At 60.6% G+C, this 19138-nt stretch carries 16 protein-coding genes; 7 read left to right on the forward strand and 9 right to left on the reverse strand.

Features of this window, described 5'->3' with window-relative positions; all coding sequences use genetic code 11:
- Positions 1–24: 24 nt before the first annotated feature.
- Both AN476_RS17885 and AN476_RS17890 read right to left on the reverse strand, forming a co-directional pair.
- Complete coding sequence (locus AN476_RS17885; protein ID WP_054463149.1) at positions 25–1260, reverse strand: HlyD family secretion protein; 1236 nt, start codon at positions 1258–1260, stop codon at positions 25–27.
- 3 nt (positions 1261–1263) lie between these two features.
- Positions 1264–1698 (reverse strand): hypothetical protein, encoded by a 435-nt coding sequence (locus tag AN476_RS17890; RefSeq protein ID WP_371257366.1) that lies wholly within the window; start codon positions 1696–1698, stop codon positions 1264–1266.
- Positions 1699–1863: 165 nt separating this feature from the next.
- Here AN476_RS17890 and AN476_RS17895 point away from each other — a divergent pair, with 165 nt between their 5' ends.
- The 4 genes from AN476_RS17895 (at position 1864) to AN476_RS17910 (ending at position 4985) form a co-directional block, all read left to right on the forward strand.
- Positions 1864–2811 carry an aldo/keto reductase gene (locus tag AN476_RS17895; RefSeq protein ID WP_054463151.1) on the forward strand — a complete coding sequence of 316 codons (948 nt, stop codon included), beginning with the start codon at positions 1864–1866 and terminating at the stop codon, positions 2809–2811.
- Complete coding sequence (locus AN476_RS17900) at positions 2808–3887, forward strand: FAD-binding oxidoreductase (RefSeq protein ID WP_054463152.1); 1080 nt, start codon at positions 2808–2810, stop codon at positions 3885–3887. The genes AN476_RS17895 and AN476_RS17900 overlap by 4 nt, the downstream gene beginning before the upstream one ends.
- Positions 3887–4540: a DUF938 domain-containing protein gene (locus AN476_RS17905; protein ID WP_054463153.1), complete on the forward strand. Its 654-nt coding sequence runs from the start codon at positions 3887–3889 to the stop codon at positions 4538–4540. The genes AN476_RS17900 and AN476_RS17905 overlap by 1 nt, the downstream gene beginning before the upstream one ends.
- Before the next feature lie 106 nt (positions 4541–4646).
- Positions 4647–4985 (forward strand): carboxymuconolactone decarboxylase family protein, encoded by a 339-nt coding sequence (locus AN476_RS17910; protein ID WP_054463154.1) that lies wholly within the window; start codon positions 4647–4649, stop codon positions 4983–4985.
- Between the two features lie 128 nt (positions 4986–5113).
- Here the strand turns inward: AN476_RS17910 and AN476_RS17915 are convergent, their stop codons facing one another.
- The 5 genes from AN476_RS17915 to AN476_RS17935 form a co-directional block, all read right to left on the reverse strand.
- A complete protein-coding gene (locus AN476_RS17915; protein WP_054463155.1) occupies positions 5114–7624 on the reverse strand; it encodes an FAD-dependent oxidoreductase in 2511 nt (836 codons plus the stop codon).
- Between the two features lie 183 nt (positions 7625–7807).
- Positions 7808–8149: a hypothetical protein gene (locus AN476_RS17920; RefSeq protein ID WP_054463156.1), complete on the reverse strand. Its 342-nt coding sequence runs from the start codon at positions 8147–8149 to the stop codon at positions 7808–7810.
- Positions 8150–8261: 112 nt separating this feature from the next.
- Positions 8262–9671, reverse strand: coding sequence for an FAD-binding oxidoreductase (locus AN476_RS17925; protein ID WP_054463157.1), 1410 nt, complete (start codon positions 9669–9671; stop codon positions 8262–8264).
- A 194-nt stretch (positions 9672–9865) separates the two neighbouring features.
- Entirely contained in the window at positions 9866–11656 is a 1791-nt protein-coding gene (gene ggt, locus AN476_RS17930; RefSeq protein ID WP_054463158.1) for a gamma-glutamyltransferase, read from the reverse strand.
- 39 nt (positions 11657–11695) lie between these two features.
- Positions 11696–12682 carry a D-glycerate dehydrogenase gene (locus AN476_RS17935; RefSeq protein WP_054463181.1) on the reverse strand — a complete coding sequence of 329 codons (987 nt, stop codon included), beginning with the start codon at positions 12680–12682 and terminating at the stop codon, positions 11696–11698.
- Between the two features lie 244 nt (positions 12683–12926).
- On the opposite strand from AN476_RS17935, the gene AN476_RS17940 reads away from it, so the two are divergent.
- On the forward strand, positions 12927–13394 hold the full coding sequence (locus AN476_RS17940) for an SH3 domain-containing protein (protein WP_253279931.1): 468 nt from the start codon (positions 12927–12929) through the stop codon (positions 13392–13394).
- 49 nt (positions 13395–13443) lie between these two features.
- Here AN476_RS17940 and AN476_RS17945 read toward each other — a convergent pair whose 3' ends face one another.
- Both AN476_RS17945 and AN476_RS17950 read right to left on the reverse strand, forming a co-directional pair.
- Positions 13444–16059, reverse strand: coding sequence for an AAA family ATPase (locus AN476_RS17945; protein WP_054463160.1), 2616 nt, complete (start codon positions 16057–16059; stop codon positions 13444–13446).
- Positions 16056–17207, reverse strand: a complete 1152-nt coding sequence (locus tag AN476_RS17950) for a DNA repair exonuclease (RefSeq protein ID WP_054463161.1) — start codon at positions 17205–17207, stop codon at positions 16056–16058. The genes AN476_RS17945 and AN476_RS17950 overlap by 4 nt, the downstream gene beginning before the upstream one ends.
- A 214-nt stretch (positions 17208–17421) precedes the next feature.
- Between AN476_RS17950 and AN476_RS17955 the strand changes: the two genes are divergently transcribed.
- On the forward strand, positions 17422–18042 hold the full coding sequence (locus tag AN476_RS17955) for an FCD domain-containing protein (protein WP_371257367.1): 621 nt from the start codon (positions 17422–17424) through the stop codon (positions 18040–18042).
- A gap of 43 nt (positions 18043–18085) precedes the next feature.
- Positions 18086–19105: an ABC transporter substrate-binding protein gene (locus tag AN476_RS17960; protein WP_054463163.1), complete on the forward strand. Its 1020-nt coding sequence runs from the start codon at positions 18086–18088 to the stop codon at positions 19103–19105.
- Positions 19106–19138 lie beyond the last annotated feature (33 nt).

Genomic DNA, 19138 nt, shown 5'->3' on the forward strand with positions numbered 1-19138 from the left:
ATCGACCGGTCCCCCAATAAGTGCCTAGTGGCCCGAGAACACCAGGGTCTGGACTGGCAGCAGCAACATCTGCAAGCGAAGCAAAAGGGCATGAACGATGCCAACGGTATCAACCATATGCAAGAAGGCCCATTCCCCCAGCCCCAAGGCCGGGTCCGACAGTTGGTCATGGTTGTAGGTATAGGCATTGGCCAAACAGGTGCTGCCGGGCGGGATATCATCAGCCTGCCCAGCATAGAGCGGCTCGAGATAGACAGTCACCGTACCCGGGCGCGGGTTGTCCTGCGGATCCCGCAGCTGGTCAGAGGGCCGAACCTGCCCCGAGGGAATAACGTCCTGGATTTCAACGACCACCATTGGGATAACCGTGAAGGGCTTGCTGAGACAGCCCATCTCGGCAAACATTCCTGGCTTGATCACATTGGCAGTCAACTGGCCAAATCCGGCCACAAAGCGATCCCGCTCTACATGTTCCTGGGGCACCAGAATGCCCGCTGGGCGCAGCAGGGGACTGACAAAATCACCAGCCTGCAGGGCAAATTGCTCCACCCGTCCCGACACACCCGCGACCACCGTCATCTTGGCCAGTTCGACCTCTGCCTGCTCTAAGGCTGCCACTGCACTGCTGCGCTGCGCCGGGATCAGAACCGTTATATTCTCCTGGACCGAAGCCTGTCTGGCGCGGGCGGCTTCTAGCTCGCCCTCCCGTTGGGCCACCTGATTTTGCAACCGCTCGATTTCTGCCTCACGCACCGCAGCTGATCCCCGCTCCCGCAGAGTCAAGTTGCGCGCCAGATCCTCTTTGGCTTGCCGCAAGACCGCCTCCACCTGAGACACCCCGGCGCTGGTGGCTGCAAGATCGGTTGCGGCAACCGCGAGGCTTGCCTCGATTTCGGCGATCTTGGCTTTTGCGGTCTCGACCGCAGCCTCCTGTCTGCTGGCATCCAGCTGAAACAGAACCTCGCCAGCCTGAACAAATTGGTTATTCACAACATTTACTCCCGACACACGCCCGCCCGCCTCGGGCAGGATCGTGACCGTGCGGAAATAGGAGGCCACCCGCGTGGTTGCCGGGTGGTAATAGAAAATCGTGGTGATCAAGGCGACTGTCAGCACGAAACAGGCGGTGATGCCAAAGCGGAGCTCATACCAGACTGAGAAGAAATTGATTTCATGGCCGATCCGTTTGCCCTGTCGGTAGCGTCGAAAAAGATAGTCAGGCAGCACGGTCAAAAGAGAGCAGATCAACAGTTCTAGCATTGGTTAGCCCTCCTCTGTTTGCGCTGAGACGGGGCTGTGGCTCGCCACTGCGTCGGGTACGGCAGGCGCAGGCATCTCCGCTGGTCCGATTGTGCCGGGTTCCAAGCGCTTCAAAGATTTGGCGATTGATTGGATGGGGGTCAAAAAGTCAGGCATCCGGAAGGCGGCAATCACAATGGCGGCAACCCAAAACAGGTTGTTATGGGTGAACAGGGCCATCACCGACAGAATGCCAATCAGCTGAAACTGCATGTGATTGTCGGTGTGGGCCATCTTTTCTGGCAGGGCGTGCAGCGTGAAATACAAGGCGCCAATGCCCATAATCAGCACAATGGTGAAAACCGCCATGACCGTAAACAGGGGATCACTGCCATCGGCCCCAGGCAGGTAGCCCGGCACATGACCATGCGCCATGTGATGTAAATCGGGGTTGTTCAAAATAGGCCCTCCAACACGAAAAATGGTACTGATCAACTCTGGCACAGGCTTGTGAGTTCGCAGAGCGCTCTTCTGCGCTTCAACCTATACAAAAGTGGTAAAACAATTCCTTCCACCTCTTAAAATGTCCTTTTACCCGGGCCGCTCTCATGCAAAGTTTCGCCCATGACCAGCAAGCTCACCAGCCCCGATGGAACCCCCGCCAGCCGCTTTGCCTTTGGCACCATGCAGTTTGGTGGCCGTGCGGATGCGGCACAATCCGCCGAAATCTATGCCGCCTGCCGGGCGGCGGGCATCACCCATTTTGACACCGCCTGGGTCTATACAGATGGCCGCAGCGAAGAGATCCTGGGTAACCTCATCAAAGGTGAGCGGGACAAGCTAATCATTGCCAGCAAGGTTGGCTATACGGGCGGCGCCGGGGCTGAGAACATGCAGGCGCAGTTTGACACCAGCCGCAAGCGGCTTGGGCTGGACTTCATAGATATTCTTTATCTGCATCGCTTTGATGACCAAACCGATCTGCGTGAAACCCTCACGTGGTTTGGCTCCCGCAAAGAGGCCGGGGATATTCGCTACATCGGCCTGTCAAACTTTGCCGCCTGGCAGGTGATGAAGGCGCAGATGCTGGGAGCTGATCTCGGGTTTGCGACGGATATCCTGCAGCCGATGTATTCACTGGTGAAACGTCAGGCCGAGGTCGAGATCCTGCCGATGTGCACCGATCAAAATATCGCCATTGCCCCCTATTCTCCCCTTGGCGGCGGATTGCTGACCGGAAAATACGCCGTCGGCGGTCAGGGGCGGCTCAGCGAGGATGCCCGCTACAACAGCCGCTATGGCCAGACCTGGATGCATGACACCGCCACGGGGCTCAGCTCCCTGGCGCGCCGCCTGGATGTATCTCCTGCGACACTTGCGGTGGCCTGGGCGGCAGCGCATCCCAGTGCCCCGATGCCAATCATATCGGGACGTACCGTGGAACAGATCGCCCCCTCATTGGCGGCGCTGGAGTTTCGCATGGATGCGGCGCTTTATGACGAGATCGCAGCCCTCAGCCCCCGCCCTGCCCCCGCAACAGACCGGTTGGAAGAACAGGAGCTCGGCGCATGAAATGTGATTTTCTGATCATTGGCGGCGGCATCGCCGGGGCCAGCGCCGCCGCTCGCCTGTCAGAGCTGGGACACGTGGTGCTATTGGAGATGGAAGAAGCGCTTGGCTATCATGCTTCGGGACGCTCGGCGGCCATGTTTGAGGAAAACTACGGCTCGCCTGCCGTGGTCGCCCTGAACAAAGCCAGTGCCGAGTATCACCATAGTGCAAATGGCGGCTATCTGACGCCGCGCGGGCTGATGTTGATCTCGGGCCCTGATCAGGAGGCGCAGTTTCGCGATGACCTCAAAGAGTTGGGCCTGGCGGAAATCAGCTCTGCTGAGGCGCAGGCACTGGTGCCAATCCTGAACCCCAAGACTGTCACCCTGGCCGGGCTGCATCAGGCAGCGCAGGATTTGGACACCGATCGCATGGTTCAGGATTTTGCCAAGGTTGCCCGCAGCAATGGCGGTCAGGTCATCACCCGCGCAAAGGTGACGGCGATCCACCACGATGCCAAGGGCTGGCAGGTCGAGGCAGGCGGCGAGACCTACGCTGCCAAACAATTGGTCAATGCTGCCGGGGCCTGGGTGGATGAAATCGCGGCACTGGCCGGTGTTGCCCCCATTGGTATCCAGCCCAAACGCCGCTCCATGGCACGGCTGCCCGCGCCCGGCGGGCATGACGTCACCAAATGGCCGATGCTGATGGGAGTCGGTGAGAGCTGGTACGCCAAACCCGATGCCGGCAAGCTGCTGGTCTCCCCCGCAGATGCAGATCTGGTTGCCCCCCATGACGCCTATGCCGACGACATGGTCCTGGCCGAAGGACTGGCGCGTTATGAAGAGATGGTCACCACCCCAGTCACCCGGGTAGAGAGCAACTGGGCCGGGCTACGCAGCTTCTCGCCGGATGGCGCGCTCGTCCTGGGACCGGACCCAGATCAGCCCGATTTCATCTGGTGTGCGGCGCAGGGGGGCTATGGATTTCAGACAGCCCCAGCCGCCTCGCGCCTGTTGGCGGATATTCTGGGCGGGCACAGCTCCGAGCTGGATGCCGACAGCCGGGCCGCCCTGTCACCAGAAAGGCTGCGCTGATGCCCCTCCGCTCCGTTCCTGGCACCGCCTCGATTGCCAACCCTGAGGGAGGCAAGCTTTTTGCGCCTTCGGCCGCGCGCAACCTTGATGTCCTATGTGATCTGCTGGAGCAGATTGCCCCGTCGGCAGGCCGCCATGCGCTGGAACTGGCCAGTGGCACCGGCCAGCATGTGGTGGGCTATGCCAACCGCCTGCCCCAGTACAATTGGCAACCTACTGAGGCCGCAGAGGACCGGTTGCACAGCATCAATGCCTACATGGAAGAGGCGGCGCTGCCAAATGTGCAACCCGCCAAGCTGCTGGATGCCACAGCCCCAGGCTGGGGCGCGCAGGTGGCCCCGCAGGATCTGATCGTGCTGTCGAACCTGCTGCACCTGATCAGCACAGCCGAAGCGCAGTGCCTGATCCAGGAGGCCGCTCAGGCGCTGGCCCCCGGCGGGCGGTTGTTGATCTATGGCCCCTTCATGCGCGGCGGCGAGCTCACCAGCCCCGGAGATCAAAGCTTTCACGCCTCGCTGCAGGCACATGACCCAGAGATCGGCTACAAGGATGACTTTGATGTTCTGGATTGGGCCGAGCAAGCCTGGCTCAGCCCTGTAGAGGTCATAGAGACGCCCGCCAACAATCTGGCCCTGGTCCTGTCCAAAGGCTAGCAAAGAGCGCTGCGTCACCTTCAGAATGGCATGACCTAGATCAAGGCTTTGGCAGATTGGCCACCATACACCTTCGGCAAATTGAATATTTATCGAAGGACATCCAATGGACTGGTCAAGCAAACTGGACATCACCCGTCAGGGGCTGCGCAACCTGAACAAAACCATTCCCGATACAGCCAAGGCCTTTGGCGCGCTTGGGAAAACCGTAAGAGAAAATGGCGTCCTCGACTTTAAGCAAAAGGAGTTCGTGGCTCTGGGCATCGCGGTTGCCATGCGCTGCGACGATTGCATCGGTTTGCATATCGAAGCCTTGATCAAGGCCGAAGCCACCCGCGAAGAAGTCTCTGACGTGCTGGCAATGTCCATCCAAATGGGGGGTGGTCCCTCAATGATGTATGCGGCAAGAGCGCTGACCTGCTATGATGAGTTGACTGGCGGCTGACGCATCTGCCTGTTGACCTGCGTCGTAGGGGGCGCGGGTTGGGATCCTGCCCGCAGCGTTCCCCTCCCCAAAATGACAAAAGCCCCGGTCTTACGACCGGGGCTTTATTGTCTCTGTTTCAGGCCAACTTAGCCGTTTTGACGAATGGTTTCATTCTTGGGGTCATAGGGGCTGTCGCAGGTCACAACCGCATCCCAGAGCTTGTCCTGCATCTTGACCTTCACCTTGGTGCCTTCCACGGCTTGCTCTGGCTTCAGATACCCCATGCCAATCGATTTCTCGAAGGCAACCGAGTACCCACCCGAGGTCAAGCGGCCCAGACGGGTTGTGCCATCCTCGGCGTAGATCGCTTCGCGTCCCCATGGATCTGCATCCTCAGGACCATCGATCAGCAGGGTGCAGCATTTGAACCGGACACCCGTTTCAACCATGGCCTCTTTGCCGTGGAAGTCTTTTTCCAGGTCGATAAAGCGTGGCAGATCGGCTTCGGCTGGGGTCGCGTCGCGGCCCAGCTCGGTGCCAAAGGCACGGTAGGATTTCTCCATCCGCAGCCAGTTTTGCGCCCGGGCGCCGACCAGCTTCATGCCGTGCTTTTCACCCGCTTTTTCCAGCAGATCAAACAGGTAGTTCTGCATTTCGATCGGGTGATGCAGCTCCCAGCCCAGCTCACCGGTATAGGCCACACGAATTGCATTCACCGGGCACATGCCCAGTTCGATCTGACGGGCCGAGAGCCAGGGGAAACGCTTGTTGGATAGTGCGGTTTCCGGATCGGCGTCGTTGATCACCTCTTTCAGCACATCACGAGACTTTGGCCCGGCGATGGCAAAGACCCCCCACTGCGTGGTGACATCCTGGATCTCGATGTAGCCGAACTCTTCCATCTTGTCTTCGGCAGCCTTGCGCAGGAAATCCGCGTCATACTCGGTCCAGGCCCCGGCCGAGACCAGATAGTAGTTGTTTTCACCGTTGCGCACGATGGTGTATTCGGTGCGGGTGGTGCCCGCCGAGGTCAGCGCATAGGTCAGGTTGATGCGGCCAATCTTTGGCAGTTTGTTGCAGGTGAACCAGTCGAGGAACTGCGTGGCACCGGGCCCCTTGACCACATGTTTGGTAAAGGCGGTTGCGTCCACCAGGCCAACACCTTCGCGGATCGCCTTGGCTTCATCCACGGCATATTGCCACCAGCCGCCACGGCGGAAGGAGCGGGCGTCGTGGTCAAAGTTCTCTGGCGCATCTTTGGGGCCAAAGTAGTTGGGGCGTTCCCAGCCATTGACCCAGCCAAATTGCGCGCCGCGCTCTTTCTGACGATCAAAGGCGGGCGAGCAGCGCAGCGGACGCGCGGCGGGGCGCTCTTCGTCCGGGTGGTGCAGAATATAGACGTGCTCGTAGCACTCTTCGTTCTTGCGGGCCGCGAACTCGGTGGTCATCCAGTTAGAGGAATACCGCTTGGGGTCGAGGCTTGCCATGTCGATCTCGGCTTCGCCGTCCACCATCATCTGCGCCAGGTAGTAGCCGGTACCGCCTGCGGCGGTGATGCCAAAGGAGAAGCCCTCTGCCAGCCACATGTTGCGCAGACCCGGTGCCGGACCAACCAGCGGGTTGCCATCAGGCGTATAGCAGATTGGGCCGTTGAAGTCGTCCTTGAGGCCGCTTTCGGCGCAGGAGGGCACACGCTCAGCCATCGCCATATACTGTTCCGCGATCCGGTCCAGATCCAGCGGGAACAGATCCGCGCGGAAGCTGTCAGGAACACCATGTGCAAACTGCGCAGGGGCGCCGCGCTCATAGATGCCCAGGATCCAGCCGCCACGCTCTTCGCGCGCATAAGACTCGTTGTCAGCGTCGCGCACAACGGGGTGCTCAGGGTTGCCTGCTTCCCGCCATTTGACCAGCTCAGGATCTTTGTCCATGACAATGAAGGTATGCTCGACCGGGATCGCTGGCATCTTGATGCCCAGCATCTTGGCGGTGCGCTGCGCGTGATTGCCAGAGGCGGTCACGACATGTTCAGCGGTGATCACAACCTGCTCGTCAGACGGAATGAGGTTGCCACCCTTTTCGATCATCTTGGTGCAGGTGACTTCCCAATGGGTGCCGGTCCAATGGAAGGCATCCGCCTGCATTTTGCGGTGGATTTCAACGCCACGCTGACGGGCGCCCTTGGCCATGGCCTGGGTCACATCGGCGGGGTTAATATAGCCATCCTCAGTGTGGTAGATGGCGCCTTTCAGGTCGCCAGTTTCAATCAGTGGCCAGCGCTCTTTGATCTGATCCGGGGTCAGCCATTCATAGTCGACGTCGCAGGTTTCTGCTGTCGAAGCATAGAGCATATATTCGTCCATACGCTCTTTTGTCTGCGCCATGCGCAGGTTACCCACCACAGCAAAACCCGCATTGAGACCGGTCTCTTCTTCCAACTGCTTGTAGAAATCGACCGAGTATTTGTGGATATGGGTTGTCGCAAAGGACATGTTGAACAGGGGCAGCAGGCCCGCTGCGTGCCAGGTGGAGCCGGAGGTCAGCTCGTCACGCTCGATCAGCATGACATCGTCCCAGCCCGCTTTGGCAAGGTGATAGGCAATCGAGGTGCCAACGGCGCCGCCGCCGACGACCAGTGCTTTGACTTGGGTTTTCATGAGGCCGTTCTCCGGAACAAGTGACTCGGTTTCTGCATCGGTTATGCCCAAAGCCCGGGAAACCGGGCTAAATCCATCCGACGCAAATATAGTCAAAACCGACCTTTTGGCGCGAAGCGGCCCTGCTTGCGACCTTGAGATGCCGCCAGGTCACCAGGCTCTCATGCGCCTGTTCCAATCCGGTTACTGGCAGTCCAGCGCAGTCCCGCGGCGAATACAGACCGTGGCGGGTGCCTCTTGCGGGGCTTGACCCGCTGCTTCGGCCAGATCCTCCCCCCCCGAGAGACCAGCCCCCTCTTGGCCTCCAAGCTCGGTGACTCGTTGCCAAAGCACACTCTCCTGAAGAGCCTCCGCGACTTGGCTAGCCGGTTTTGGGTCATAGCGTTTTTGCACGAGGGCCATATAGTCCTTCATGCTCAGCTCGCCCGGCCCCAGCCCGGCTTTCTGACTTTGCATATTGTAGTCGACGGCAATCACCGCCTGGGTGCTAAGCACCATAATTCCCAAGGCTTTTCGCACAAACATTTGCCCAACCCCAAAACTGCTCCAGCATTTGATGGCAAAGCTATCAGGCAATTGGGGGCAAATTGTGACCCCGCGCCGGACCTGAACAAGCCAGAAGCGGGGAGATCAGGCCTCAACCTCGATCGCTGAGGATCTTGCCAGGGTTGAGGATGTCATCCGGATCAAGGGCGGCCTTGATCGCCGCCATATAGCGAGTGGCGGCCCCCAATTCTTTTTGCAGGTAGGGGCGCTTGCCCTGCCCGATACCGTGCTCGCCCGTGCAGGTCCCCTCCAAGGAGATCGCCAGATCATTGAGCCAGCTGACAAATTCATCTGCTTTCCGGCGCTCTTCAGCGCTGTCCATATCGACCAGAACCAGCGAGTGGAAATTCCCATCCCCCACATGGCCCACCACTGGTGCAATCAGCCCCAGCTCTTCGGCCTTTGCTTGAGTGGCGCCAACGCATTCCGCCAGTTTCGAGATCGGCACGCAGACATCGGTTGAAATTCCCTTGGTTCCGGGGCGGATCTGCATGCAGGCCCAATACATGTCATGGCGCGCCTGCCACAGCTTGTTGCGCTCCTCCGCCGAGGAGGTCGCCTCAATGTCAAACCCCCCAAATTCATCCGCAATGGCGGCAAAGGTCTCGCTCTGCTCCAACACGCCAGCATCCGAGCCGTGGAACTCCAGCAGCAGCAACGGCGTTTCGGGCAGTGACAAATTGGAATAGCTGTTGGCCGCCTTGACGCTCATCTCGTCCAGCAGCTCCATGCGGGCGACGGGAATACCATATTGAATGGTCATCATCACTGCGCGGCAGGCATCATCAACGCTGCGGAAGGAACAGCGCGCTGAGCGGATCGCCTCGGGGATCCCCTGCAGACGCAGGGTGATTTCTGTCATCAGACCCAGCGTGCCCTCCGAGCCCACCATCAATCGGGTAAGGTCATAGCCAGCCGAGGATTTTTTGGCGCGCTGCGCGGTGCGGATCACTTCGCCATCGGCCATCACCACCTCCAGTGCCAGCACATTGTCCTTCATGGTGCCATAGCGCACCGCATTGGTGCCTGAGGCCCGCGTCGCGGCCATCCCCCCCAACGAGGCATTGGCACCGGGATCAATCGGAAAGAACAGGCCCTGATCGCGCAGGAAAGTGTTGAGCTGTTCACGGGTCACACCGGGCTGCACCACCACATCCAGATCCTCGGCGTTGACCTTCAGGATCTGATCCATCCGCATCATGTCGACACAGATCCCACCAGCGGGCGCATTGACATGGCCCTCCAGCGAAGTGCCGGTGCCAAAGGGAATAACCGGCACGCCATATTTGGCGCAGGTCTTGACGATACTCGCCACCTCTTCGGTCGAGGTCGGGAAAACCACGGCATCTGGCGCCTGGGTATTGATCCAGGTGGTGGTATGGCCATGTTGCTCGCGGATCGCCTGCCCAGTCTGCAGCTGATCGCCAAACCGCTGCTTCAGCACCCCAATAGCAGCTTCAATTCCGGCCTCATTTCGCGGCAATGCGGTTGCTTGCACCATGTCTTGTTCCTCTTGTTTTCCCGACGCCACCCGGCGCCGTCGCTCCCCTCGTGTTGTCATGACAACACGCAGTTCTTATTGCGCAAAAAAGGGGCGCAGGCAAGCTCCGCCTCCGCCCCGCTCTTTTCACCCTCCGGACTGCTCCCAGGGTTTAGCCCCCGACGTCCGGAGGTCCCCCAAGCCGCCCTGGCGGTTCACTCCCCCAGCGCGATGCCCTCACGACGCGGGTCGGCTCCGCCCTTGAGCGTTGCACCAATTTCAATGGCATGCAGACCCGAGTTCAGATCACGGATATTAACCTCATACCCGCTTTCGGTCAGGGCGGCCTCCATCTCTGCTGCGGCAGTTCCAGCCTCCAGATCATAGGTGCCAAAGCGGTTCACCGCATGGGGCAGCGACAGAGCCTGCTGCACATTCAGTCCCCAGTCGGCCCAGGCAATGATGGCGGTTGCCACATAGCCAATGATACGGCTGCCGCCCGGAGAGCCGATGGCCAGCACCGGCTTACCCTCCTGCAACACAATTGTGGGAGCCATCGAAGACCGGGGGCGTTTGCCCGGCTCTAGCCGATTGGCAATCGGCACCCCGTCGCGGTGGCTGCGGAAAGAGAAATCGGTCAGCTCATTGTTGAGCAGGAAACCGTTGCTCATCAATCGCGAACCAAAGCCGTTTTCGATGGTCGTGGTCATCGACAGGACATTGCCATATTGATCGACAATCGAGATATGCGAGGTCGAGGGAAATTCGATCGAGTCATCCTCGGCCCAACGCGGCGACAGCCCTGCGTGATCAAACTCCGGCTTACCGGGCGCCACTTCAGCCAACGCGCCATCGCCGGCCAGCAGCGCTCCCCGTTCAGCCAGATAGCCGGGATCAACCAGCCCCTTGGCTGGCACCGGCACAAAATCGCTGTCGGCCATGTAGCGTCCCCGGTCGGCAAAGGCGAGCCGCGAGGCATCCCCGATCAGCCGCCAGGCCTCAGGGTTATCGGCCCCCAGCGCGGCCAGATCATAGCCGCCCAACATGCCCAGGATCTGTCCCACGGTCAGCGCCCCCGAAGAGGGCGGACCCATGCCGCAGACCTCAAAAGAGCGATAGCTGGCGCAGCTCGCCCGGCGTTCCTTGACCTCGTAGAGCGCCAAGTCAATTGCTGAAAGCACACCGGGATTGCCCGCAGCAGTCTGCACCGTGCGCACAATATCCGCCGCGATTGGCCCAGTGTAGAACCCCTCGCCCCCCTTCTCGGCCAGGGTGCGCAGCACCTCGGCATAGTCCGTGTTTGTCAGCAGATCTCCTGCGGCCAAGGGCGAGCCGCCAGGCAGGAAGTAGTCCGCCGTGGCCGCAAAGCGCCCCAGTCGATCAGCATCGCGCGCAATCGCGCCCGCCATGCGCGGCGAAACCTCAAAGCCCTCTTCCGCCAGGGCGATCCCTGCGTCAAACAGCGAGGCCCAGTTCGCCTGCCCCCATTTGCGATGCGCCGCCTCTAGCAAGGCCGGGGTTCCAGGTGTCCCCACCGAGCGGCCGCCAACCACCGCGTCAAAGAATTTCAAAGGCGCGCCTGTCTCGTCCTGAAACAGCCGTGGCGTTGCCGCCAAAGGCGCGGTTTCACGCGCGTCCAGCGTGGTGACTTCGCCGGTTTTAGCATCAAACCAAACCAAAAACGCCCCGCCGCCCAGACCAGAGGACTGCGGCTCGACCAGCCCCAGAACGGTCTGCACCGCCACCATGGCATCCGCAGCGGTGCCGCCCTGGCGCAGGATCCCAGCCCCGGCCTCAACCGCATAGGGATTGGCAGCTGCAATCATCCAGTTCTCGGCCTCAACCACCTGCCCGGCGTCGCGGGCGGCAAAAGACGTGGCAACCGCCTCAGAGATGGCAGTGATCCCGGCAGCGCTCTGCCCCTCAGGGGCTACAGCATCCGCAGCTTCCTGCGCCGTGGCAGCGGATGCCGAAAGCGCCAGGCAGGTCAGTAGAACAGATCTCATGAAATCTCCAAACACAGCTAAAAGTTGCAGTTCAGATCCTTACAACATGGCGAGAACCACCTGATCAGGAGGCCGGTGACCATCCTCGAAAGTCTTGATATTCAACAAGACTTTTTCGCCCATCTCGATCCGCCCCTCCAGGGTTGCAGAACCCATATGGGGTAGCAGTACCACATTTGGCAACTCGCGCAAACGTGGATTGATATCGGTGCCGTTTTCATAGACATCCAACCCAGCGCCAGCGACTTCATTGTTGCGCAGCATCCGGGTAAGCGCATGTTCATCAATCACCTCCCCGCGCGAGGTATTCACCACCACTGCCGAGGGTTTCATCAGCTTCAACCGACGTGCATTTAGCAAATGAAAGGTCGAAGGCGTCGAGGGGCAATTGACCGAGATCACATCCATGCGTGCCACCATTTGGTCGAGGCTTTCCCAATAGGTAGCCTCCAGCTCAGATTCAACTTCGGGGCGTAGGCGGCGGCGATTGTTATAGTGGATCTGCATGCCAAAAGCGCGCGCACGCCGGGCCACCGCCTGACCAATCTGCCCCATACCTAGGATACCCAGGCGGCGTCCAGCCAGTCGCCCCCCCAGCATGGCGGTAGGAGCCCAGCCCTGCCAGTCGCCCTTTTGCATCACGGCCAACCCTTCGGGAATGCGACGCACTACGGCCATGATCAACGCCATGGCCATATCGGCGGTATCATCAGTCAGCACGCCTGGCGTATTGGACACCAGAATGCCCCGCTGACGGGCGGTGGCAACGTCAATATGATCCACCCCGGCACCATAGTTGGCGATCAGCTTTAGCTTTTCTCCTGCCTGCCCCAACAGCGCAGCATCAATACTGTCGGTCACCGTTGGCACCAGCACATCTGCCTCTTTCATGGCAGCCGCCAGTTCCTGGCGGCTCATCGGCGTATCATCGCTGCGCAGCGTCACATCGAACAGCTCGCTCAGCCGTGTCTCTACCGGCTCTGGCAACCGTCGCGTAACAACAACACTCAGACGTTCTCTTGCCACTTTTGCTCTCCCCTGGCTTTTCATCTCTTCTTCCTTGGTGGCATGGTGGCGCAGGACGGAACCGGGCACAAGAACCGATCCGCCAGAACCGAAGCAAGAGACGCGGCTTTTTGCCCTTATGGGGAAAGAACCGGCCAGGATTTCGGGTAAAGATTTGGCAGGCTGAACCACGAGCAGAAGTGAGCAGGCAGTGATAAAAAGATTCTTCCAACAGCGTGGCGCTCGGCTGGCGCTTTGTGCGGTGGTGAGCTGTGGCCCTTTGGCTTCCTTTGCTGCGGCCTCGGAGCGCGGCCCCGTGACCAATCTGCCCCTGCCCCGCTATGTTTCGATGAAAGCCGCCGAGGGCAATGTCCGCCGTGGCCCATCGCTGTCACATCGCATCGATTGGGTGTTCAAACGCCGGGGCATGCCGCTGGAGATTACTGCGGAATTCGGCCACTGGCGCCGGGTGCGCGATCAGGACGGCGCAGGTGGCTGGGTGCATTATGCACTGCTCTCTGGGGCCCGAACGGTGCTGATCCAGGAAGATATGCTGACCCTGCACGCCCAGGCCAGCGAACAGTCACCGGTGACGGCCGCCCTGGAGTATGGCGTTGTGGCGCGTCTGGGCGAATGCGCCCCCACCTGGTGTGAAGTCACGGTTGGTGGCTATAGCGGCTGGGCGCCCAAGGGCAAACTTTGGGGGGTAATGCCGGAAGAGATCCGCGACTGAACCTGATCGTATTTTCAATAACCTGCCGACGAGTAGAGCCGTTTCCAGATCAGCCCGCAGCTGCGATAGGACGAATGCTGAGCTGGGTTCCGCCAAGGGCCCGAAAGCTCTTTTGCCGACAGGTGAAGACCAGGATCTGCATCTCATCAGCCTGCAGGGTCAAGGCATCAAAAATCTTCTCAATGCGAGCATCATCCGTATAGACAATTGCATCATCCAGAATGATCGGCGCCGATTGCCCGCCCCGCGCCAAAAGCCGCGCAAAGGCCAGACGCACCAGCAGGGCGATCTGTTCCTGTGTGCCACCGGACAGGCTGTCAAAACTCTCCTCCTGCCCGGCCCGCATCAGCTGATCCGGCAGCACCTGACCAGCATCCAACCCCAGACGGGCCTCTGGCCAAAGCAGCCGTAGCAACGGTTGCAGCTCTTGTAGGACCGGGCCGATATAGGCCTCCTGAGCGGCACTGCGCGCCTGTTCCAGCGCCTGATCCAACCGCTGCAGAACCGAGACTTCAAACTCCACAGCCGTCAGACGCTTTTGCGCAGCAATCACCTGATCGCGCACCTCCGCCAGCTCTTCCTCGACGGCCATTCCAGCGGTCGTGGCAATCCGGCTGTCCAGCACCGCCAAATCACGCTGATGGGTCTGAATGGCGGCGCGGGTTGCCGCCTGTTCCGATTTGGCCCGCACGGCCCTGGCCCGCGCCATGTCAAGATCCGGAGCCTCCTGCTGCAGGGCGAGATACCCGGCCTTGTGCGCAGCCAGATCCTGGCGCAACGCCTCTTGGCGCTGCTGAAATTCCGTTTGCTTCTCGGTGGTATCCCCCTGACCCGCCAGGGCAGCCTCGGCCCGTTCCAGGCGCTGAAGAGCCGCCTGATGGCTGACCCGGGCGCCTTCCAGTTCCAGCCGATGGTGCGCTTCGTTTGCGCGCGCCTGCTCCACTGCCGCCGCAGCCAGATCCATTTCAGCGCGCCGCGCAAAGACCGCCGCTTCAAGCTGTTCCAGGGTATCCTCCACGGGCAGACCTTTGGGGTCGGCTTCTTCGGCTGGCAAAGCATCAAGACGTTGCATCAAAGCCAGCACGCCTTCGGGGGCCAGCTGCCGCAACTGCGTTTCCGCCTCTTCCCGACGGATGCGCGCTTCCTGGCCGGACTGATAGCGTCGCCGCGCCTCATCAACGCTGGAGCATTTCGCCACTTCCAGCGCGAGGTTCAGGTCCTGCTGCGCCTGATCCAGCTGCGCGCTTCCCGCTCCGGCACCGGGGCTTAGTTCAATACGCCCCAAGCCCGGCGCAACAAGACTGCCCCCCTGAGGCAAGGGAACCCGCGTCTCCCCCGCCAAGGGGACGCCATCCAAGGTCAATTCTCCCTCGCGGCCCGGTTCATAACGCACCGTCAAAGAAAAGGCGCTCAGCTGCTGCGCCTGACTTGCCAGCGCCAGTGCCTCGCGGGCGGTCTCGAGCTGTTCCAACTCAGCCCTATCGGGCCCCTGTTCTGCCTGCTCCTTTAATCCCGCGATCTGCTGCATGTGGTCGCGCGCCTGTTGCAGGGTCTTTTGCAAAGACTTCCGCTGGCCAGCGGCCCGGACCAGACGCTCGGCCCGCTGCAGCTGAGCCAACCGCGCCTCTGCCGTCTGAGTGGCAGATTTGGCCTCGGCCAGGCCCCGCTCCGCCGCCGTCAACTGGGCCTGGGCAGGCAGATGTGCCTTGCCGCACTGGTCGAGTCCCGCCGCGGCCTCATCTCGGGCCTGCGCTGCCTCGCGGTGATCTGTGCACCGGGCCAGAAACCCGGCCAGGGCCGCATCGTGATTGTCCAATAGCAAGGTAGCGTTTTGCAAGGCCTGCTCGGCCGCATTTAGCTTTTCCTGATAGGTTTCAGCAGCCTGGAGCTCTTGCAGGGTCTGGCGTAGCCGCTGCTCCAGCGCCTGCTGGGCTTCGGGTTCCTGCAGATCCGCCAGAGCCCGTCGCAGATTCTGGCGCTGATCCAGCTGCCCACGCAACTCCCGCACCTTGACGGCAAGCTCCTCTTCGCGCGCCGTCAGCTCCGCCAGCTCGGTCATCGCCTGTTCCAATGGACCCCCTTTTTTGGCACCACGCAGGGTCACCAAGCGGTCAAGGGATTGGCGCACATCTCGCCGGATCGCATCCATACGCTGGCCACCTGTGATGCTATCCACCTCCCCCGCCACCGAAGACATCAAATCCTGTCGCGCCGCCAGGGTCTCTTTGGCATCGGCAAAGTTGGTCAACCCCTGACGCACCCAAAGAAGCCCTGCCGGACCGCCCGCCTTTGGGGATTTGATCAGGGATAGAAGCCAAGCCTCTGCCGCATCCGATTGCAAATAAAGACTGTCGCCCTGCCAAATCCGCAGTTCTCCCTTGCCCGAGGCTTTCTGGAACTGCTTGGCCAGGCGATAGGGCCGCCCCTCCAGTTCGATCTCCACCTCGACGCGCGGTTCGCCACCGGCGCGGGGGGCCAAAGCGCGGATATCCTTGTCCCAGGATTTAGCATCCTTGAAAAAAGCTGCGTGCAGAGCGTCAAATATCGTGGATTTCCCCTGCTCATTTGGGGCGGCCAGGACGTTGAGCCCTGAACCAATGCCGGTGATTTCGACCGGGTCCGCAAAGCGGCGGACGTTTTCCAGACGGATGGCGCAGATCTTCATGCGCGCCCCTCCGCGGCCCCTGCGCTGTCCTGCGCATAGGCAAACAACCGGTTCAGGGCCGCCGAGGCAATATCGCGCGTGCTCTGAGCCTGTCGATCATCTTCGCAGGCCTGCATCAGTTCTTCGGCAGCAACCCGCAGGGCGCCATTGGTGGCGATGAGGTCCAGATCTGAAAGCTGGTATTCGCCGCGCAGCCCCGCAGTCTCTAAAATGAAATGACAGAACTCTGGCGCCACCCGCGCCACCGCCTCTTCCAGCGCCAGGCGTTGCGGCGCGGTGACCCAGCCCTCGGCCCGCAGCCGCATCAGATGTTGATGCCACTGCGCCCGATCCGCAGGCAAAACCGCCAGCAAATCGCTGGCAGCATCGCTGGCCGGGGTGAGCTGCAGAGCCTGTTCCTGCCAATGATAGGCGCCGATTTCAAGTGGCGTGACCTCTGGCGGCTGACCCGGCGCGGTCAGCTCGACCAACAGGCATTGGCCACGCCCAGCATGTTTGAACCGATCGGCCTCGGGGGTGCCGCTGTACCGGCTGCGCGCATTCAGCGTAAAGGTCCCGTGCCAGTCCCCCAGCGCCAGATAGTCCAGCCCGGCCGCGCTGGCCCGATTGGGAGAGATTACCTCGCCCCCGGCCTCATCGCTGCCAAAATCGAGCACCCCGCCATGGGCCAAGCCAATGCGCAGGTCTCCAGCCGGGGTCGCGCAACCATCCATCCAAGCCGTCAGATCCTGCCCGGCAAATCGGTGACGGCAGGGCGCCGGTAACAGATGCACGCCCGATGCCATTTCCACCGGATCGGGATGCATCAAAAGATGGGTATTTTCAGCCGCATGACCCGCCAAATTGCTCCAAAGGGTCTCTGCTGCGGCACTGTCGTGATTGCCGGGAATGATCCACCATTGCTGCTCGGCAGCCGCCCCCATCGCTGTCAGCGCCTGGCGTTGCACCCGGTCGGAAGGCGTTTCAGTGTCAAACATATCGCCCGCGATCAACAGATGCTGGACCCCGTGTTCCTGAGCGGCCTGTGCCAGCCGCGCAATCACCTGGCTGCGCGCCTGCTGCAAATCCGCCCTCACCTCTTCCGGCATCTGGCCAAAGCGTTTGCCCAGATGAAGATCCGAGCTGTGAAGAAAGCGAAAGGGGGTCATCTCGGCTCCGCTGGTGTCAGGCTAGTCCCGCCATGAGTGGCAGAGCCAAAGCCAGGGGTCAACGCGACTGCGGCCAAAGGCCCGCAGAAAGGCAGAGAGGAAAACATGCAATTGACTCGCTGTGCCTCTTGGGTCAAAAATATCCAACATTTTTAAAAATCGGGTTCAAATGCTCTTTGGTTCAAAGCAAAATGAGGATGAAACAGTCGTGGCCATGCTCGCTTCTGTTTTGCGCCGCGATATTTCCTTTGGCCTGCTCAAACCCGATGAAAAGCTGAAACTGAACGCTCTGCGTCAACGCTATGGCGGTTCCAATCACTCCATGCGCGAAACCCTGCGCCTGCTCAGCGCCGAGGGTCTGGTAGCGGCCACCGCCCAGCGCGGCTTCCGCGTCACCTCTGCGACTGAGGCGGACCTGCAGGATATCCTGTTCATGCGTCTACAGGTCGAAAAGATGGCATTGGAAAAAGCACTCACGTTGGGCGATGTCGCTTGGGAGGGCCGAGTTCTGGCCGCGCATCATGCCATGCGCCATTGCGAAACCACTGTGCAGAATGATCTCAGCGATCTGGCGGCACTCGAGTGGGACAATGCCTGCCGCGCCTTCTCCTATAGTCTATGTGAGGCCTCTGGCTCGCCGCGATTACTGGACACGCAGCAGAAATTCTACGACCAGTCCCGCCGGTTCCGGCTGGCGCTGCTGCGCGAAGGGAGGCTGGATTTTCAAGACCGCGCCCAGCAACATCAGGCCCTGCTCACGGCGGTTTTGGACCGCAACACTGATGCGGCGCTCGCCGGGCTGGCGCGATTGATAACAACGGAATTGAAAGCCTGAAACATAAGGATCAGGCCAGATTAATCACCAGGGAGGAACGATCATGACCACATTTACCCGCCGCAAGGCCTTGGCCCTATTGGGCGGCAGCGCTACCGCTGCCGGACTGGCGAGCCCAGCCCTGGCCTCAAACCGCAAAATCACTGTGGGTGCGCTGCGTTTCACCAGCCACTCCGGCAGCTTCATCGGCTTTGAGCGCGGTTACTTTGCCGAAGCGGGCATGGATGTAGAATTCAAATTCTTCCAGGCCGCCACCCCGATGGCCGTGGCCATTGCCTCGGGCGATGTGGACTATGCCGTCACCGCCATGTCTGGCGGGTTGGTTTCCCTGGCCGACAAAGGCGCGGTCAAGGTGATCGGTGGCGCCCTGTCCGAAGAAAAAGGCATCGACGGGCAGAAATTCCTGGTGTCAGACGCGGCCTATCAGGCTGGTGTGACCACCCCGGCACTGCTGGGAGGAAAGAGCTACGGCATCACCTCTGCGGGCTCATCTTTCCACTACATGGGCTCCAAGATGGCGGAGGCCGAAGGAATCGAGCTGAAGTTCAAGCCCCTGCAAAAGGTCGGCGCCATCATCGGTGCGCTGAAGTCCGGCCAGATCGACGCCTGGTCCATCGTACCGCATCTCGCCAAACCCCTGGCCGGATCGGGCAAGGTACATATCATCGGCAATGTCTCGGACTATCTGGCTGACTATCAGGTCACCACGGTCTTTACCTCAGCCAAGAATGCCAGTGACGAACAGCAGATGACCCGTGATTTCCTGGCAGGCTACTCCAAAGGCGTGAGCGATTATAACAGCACCATGATCGACAAGGCCCAGGGGGATGAAGGCGTTCAGGAGCTGGTCGATCTGATCCACAAATATGTCTATGCGGATCGCCCACGCGAGAAGGCGGCCAAATCCATCATCAATGGCACCATGCGTCTGAATGAGGGCGCGGCGATGAACACCGCCTCGCTGCAGGATCAGCTGAGCTGGTTCCAGGCTGAAGGTCTGGTCGATCAGAGCATCAGCCTGGAAACCGTGATCGACCCAAGCTACGTGCAGACACTGGGTTAACGCCCCGCCACCGACGGGGGCATCCTTTACCCG

The organism is Phaeobacter sp. 11ANDIMAR09 (assembly GCF_001294455.1).
Taxonomy (GTDB): domain Bacteria; phylum Pseudomonadota; class Alphaproteobacteria; order Rhodobacterales; family Rhodobacteraceae; genus Pseudophaeobacter.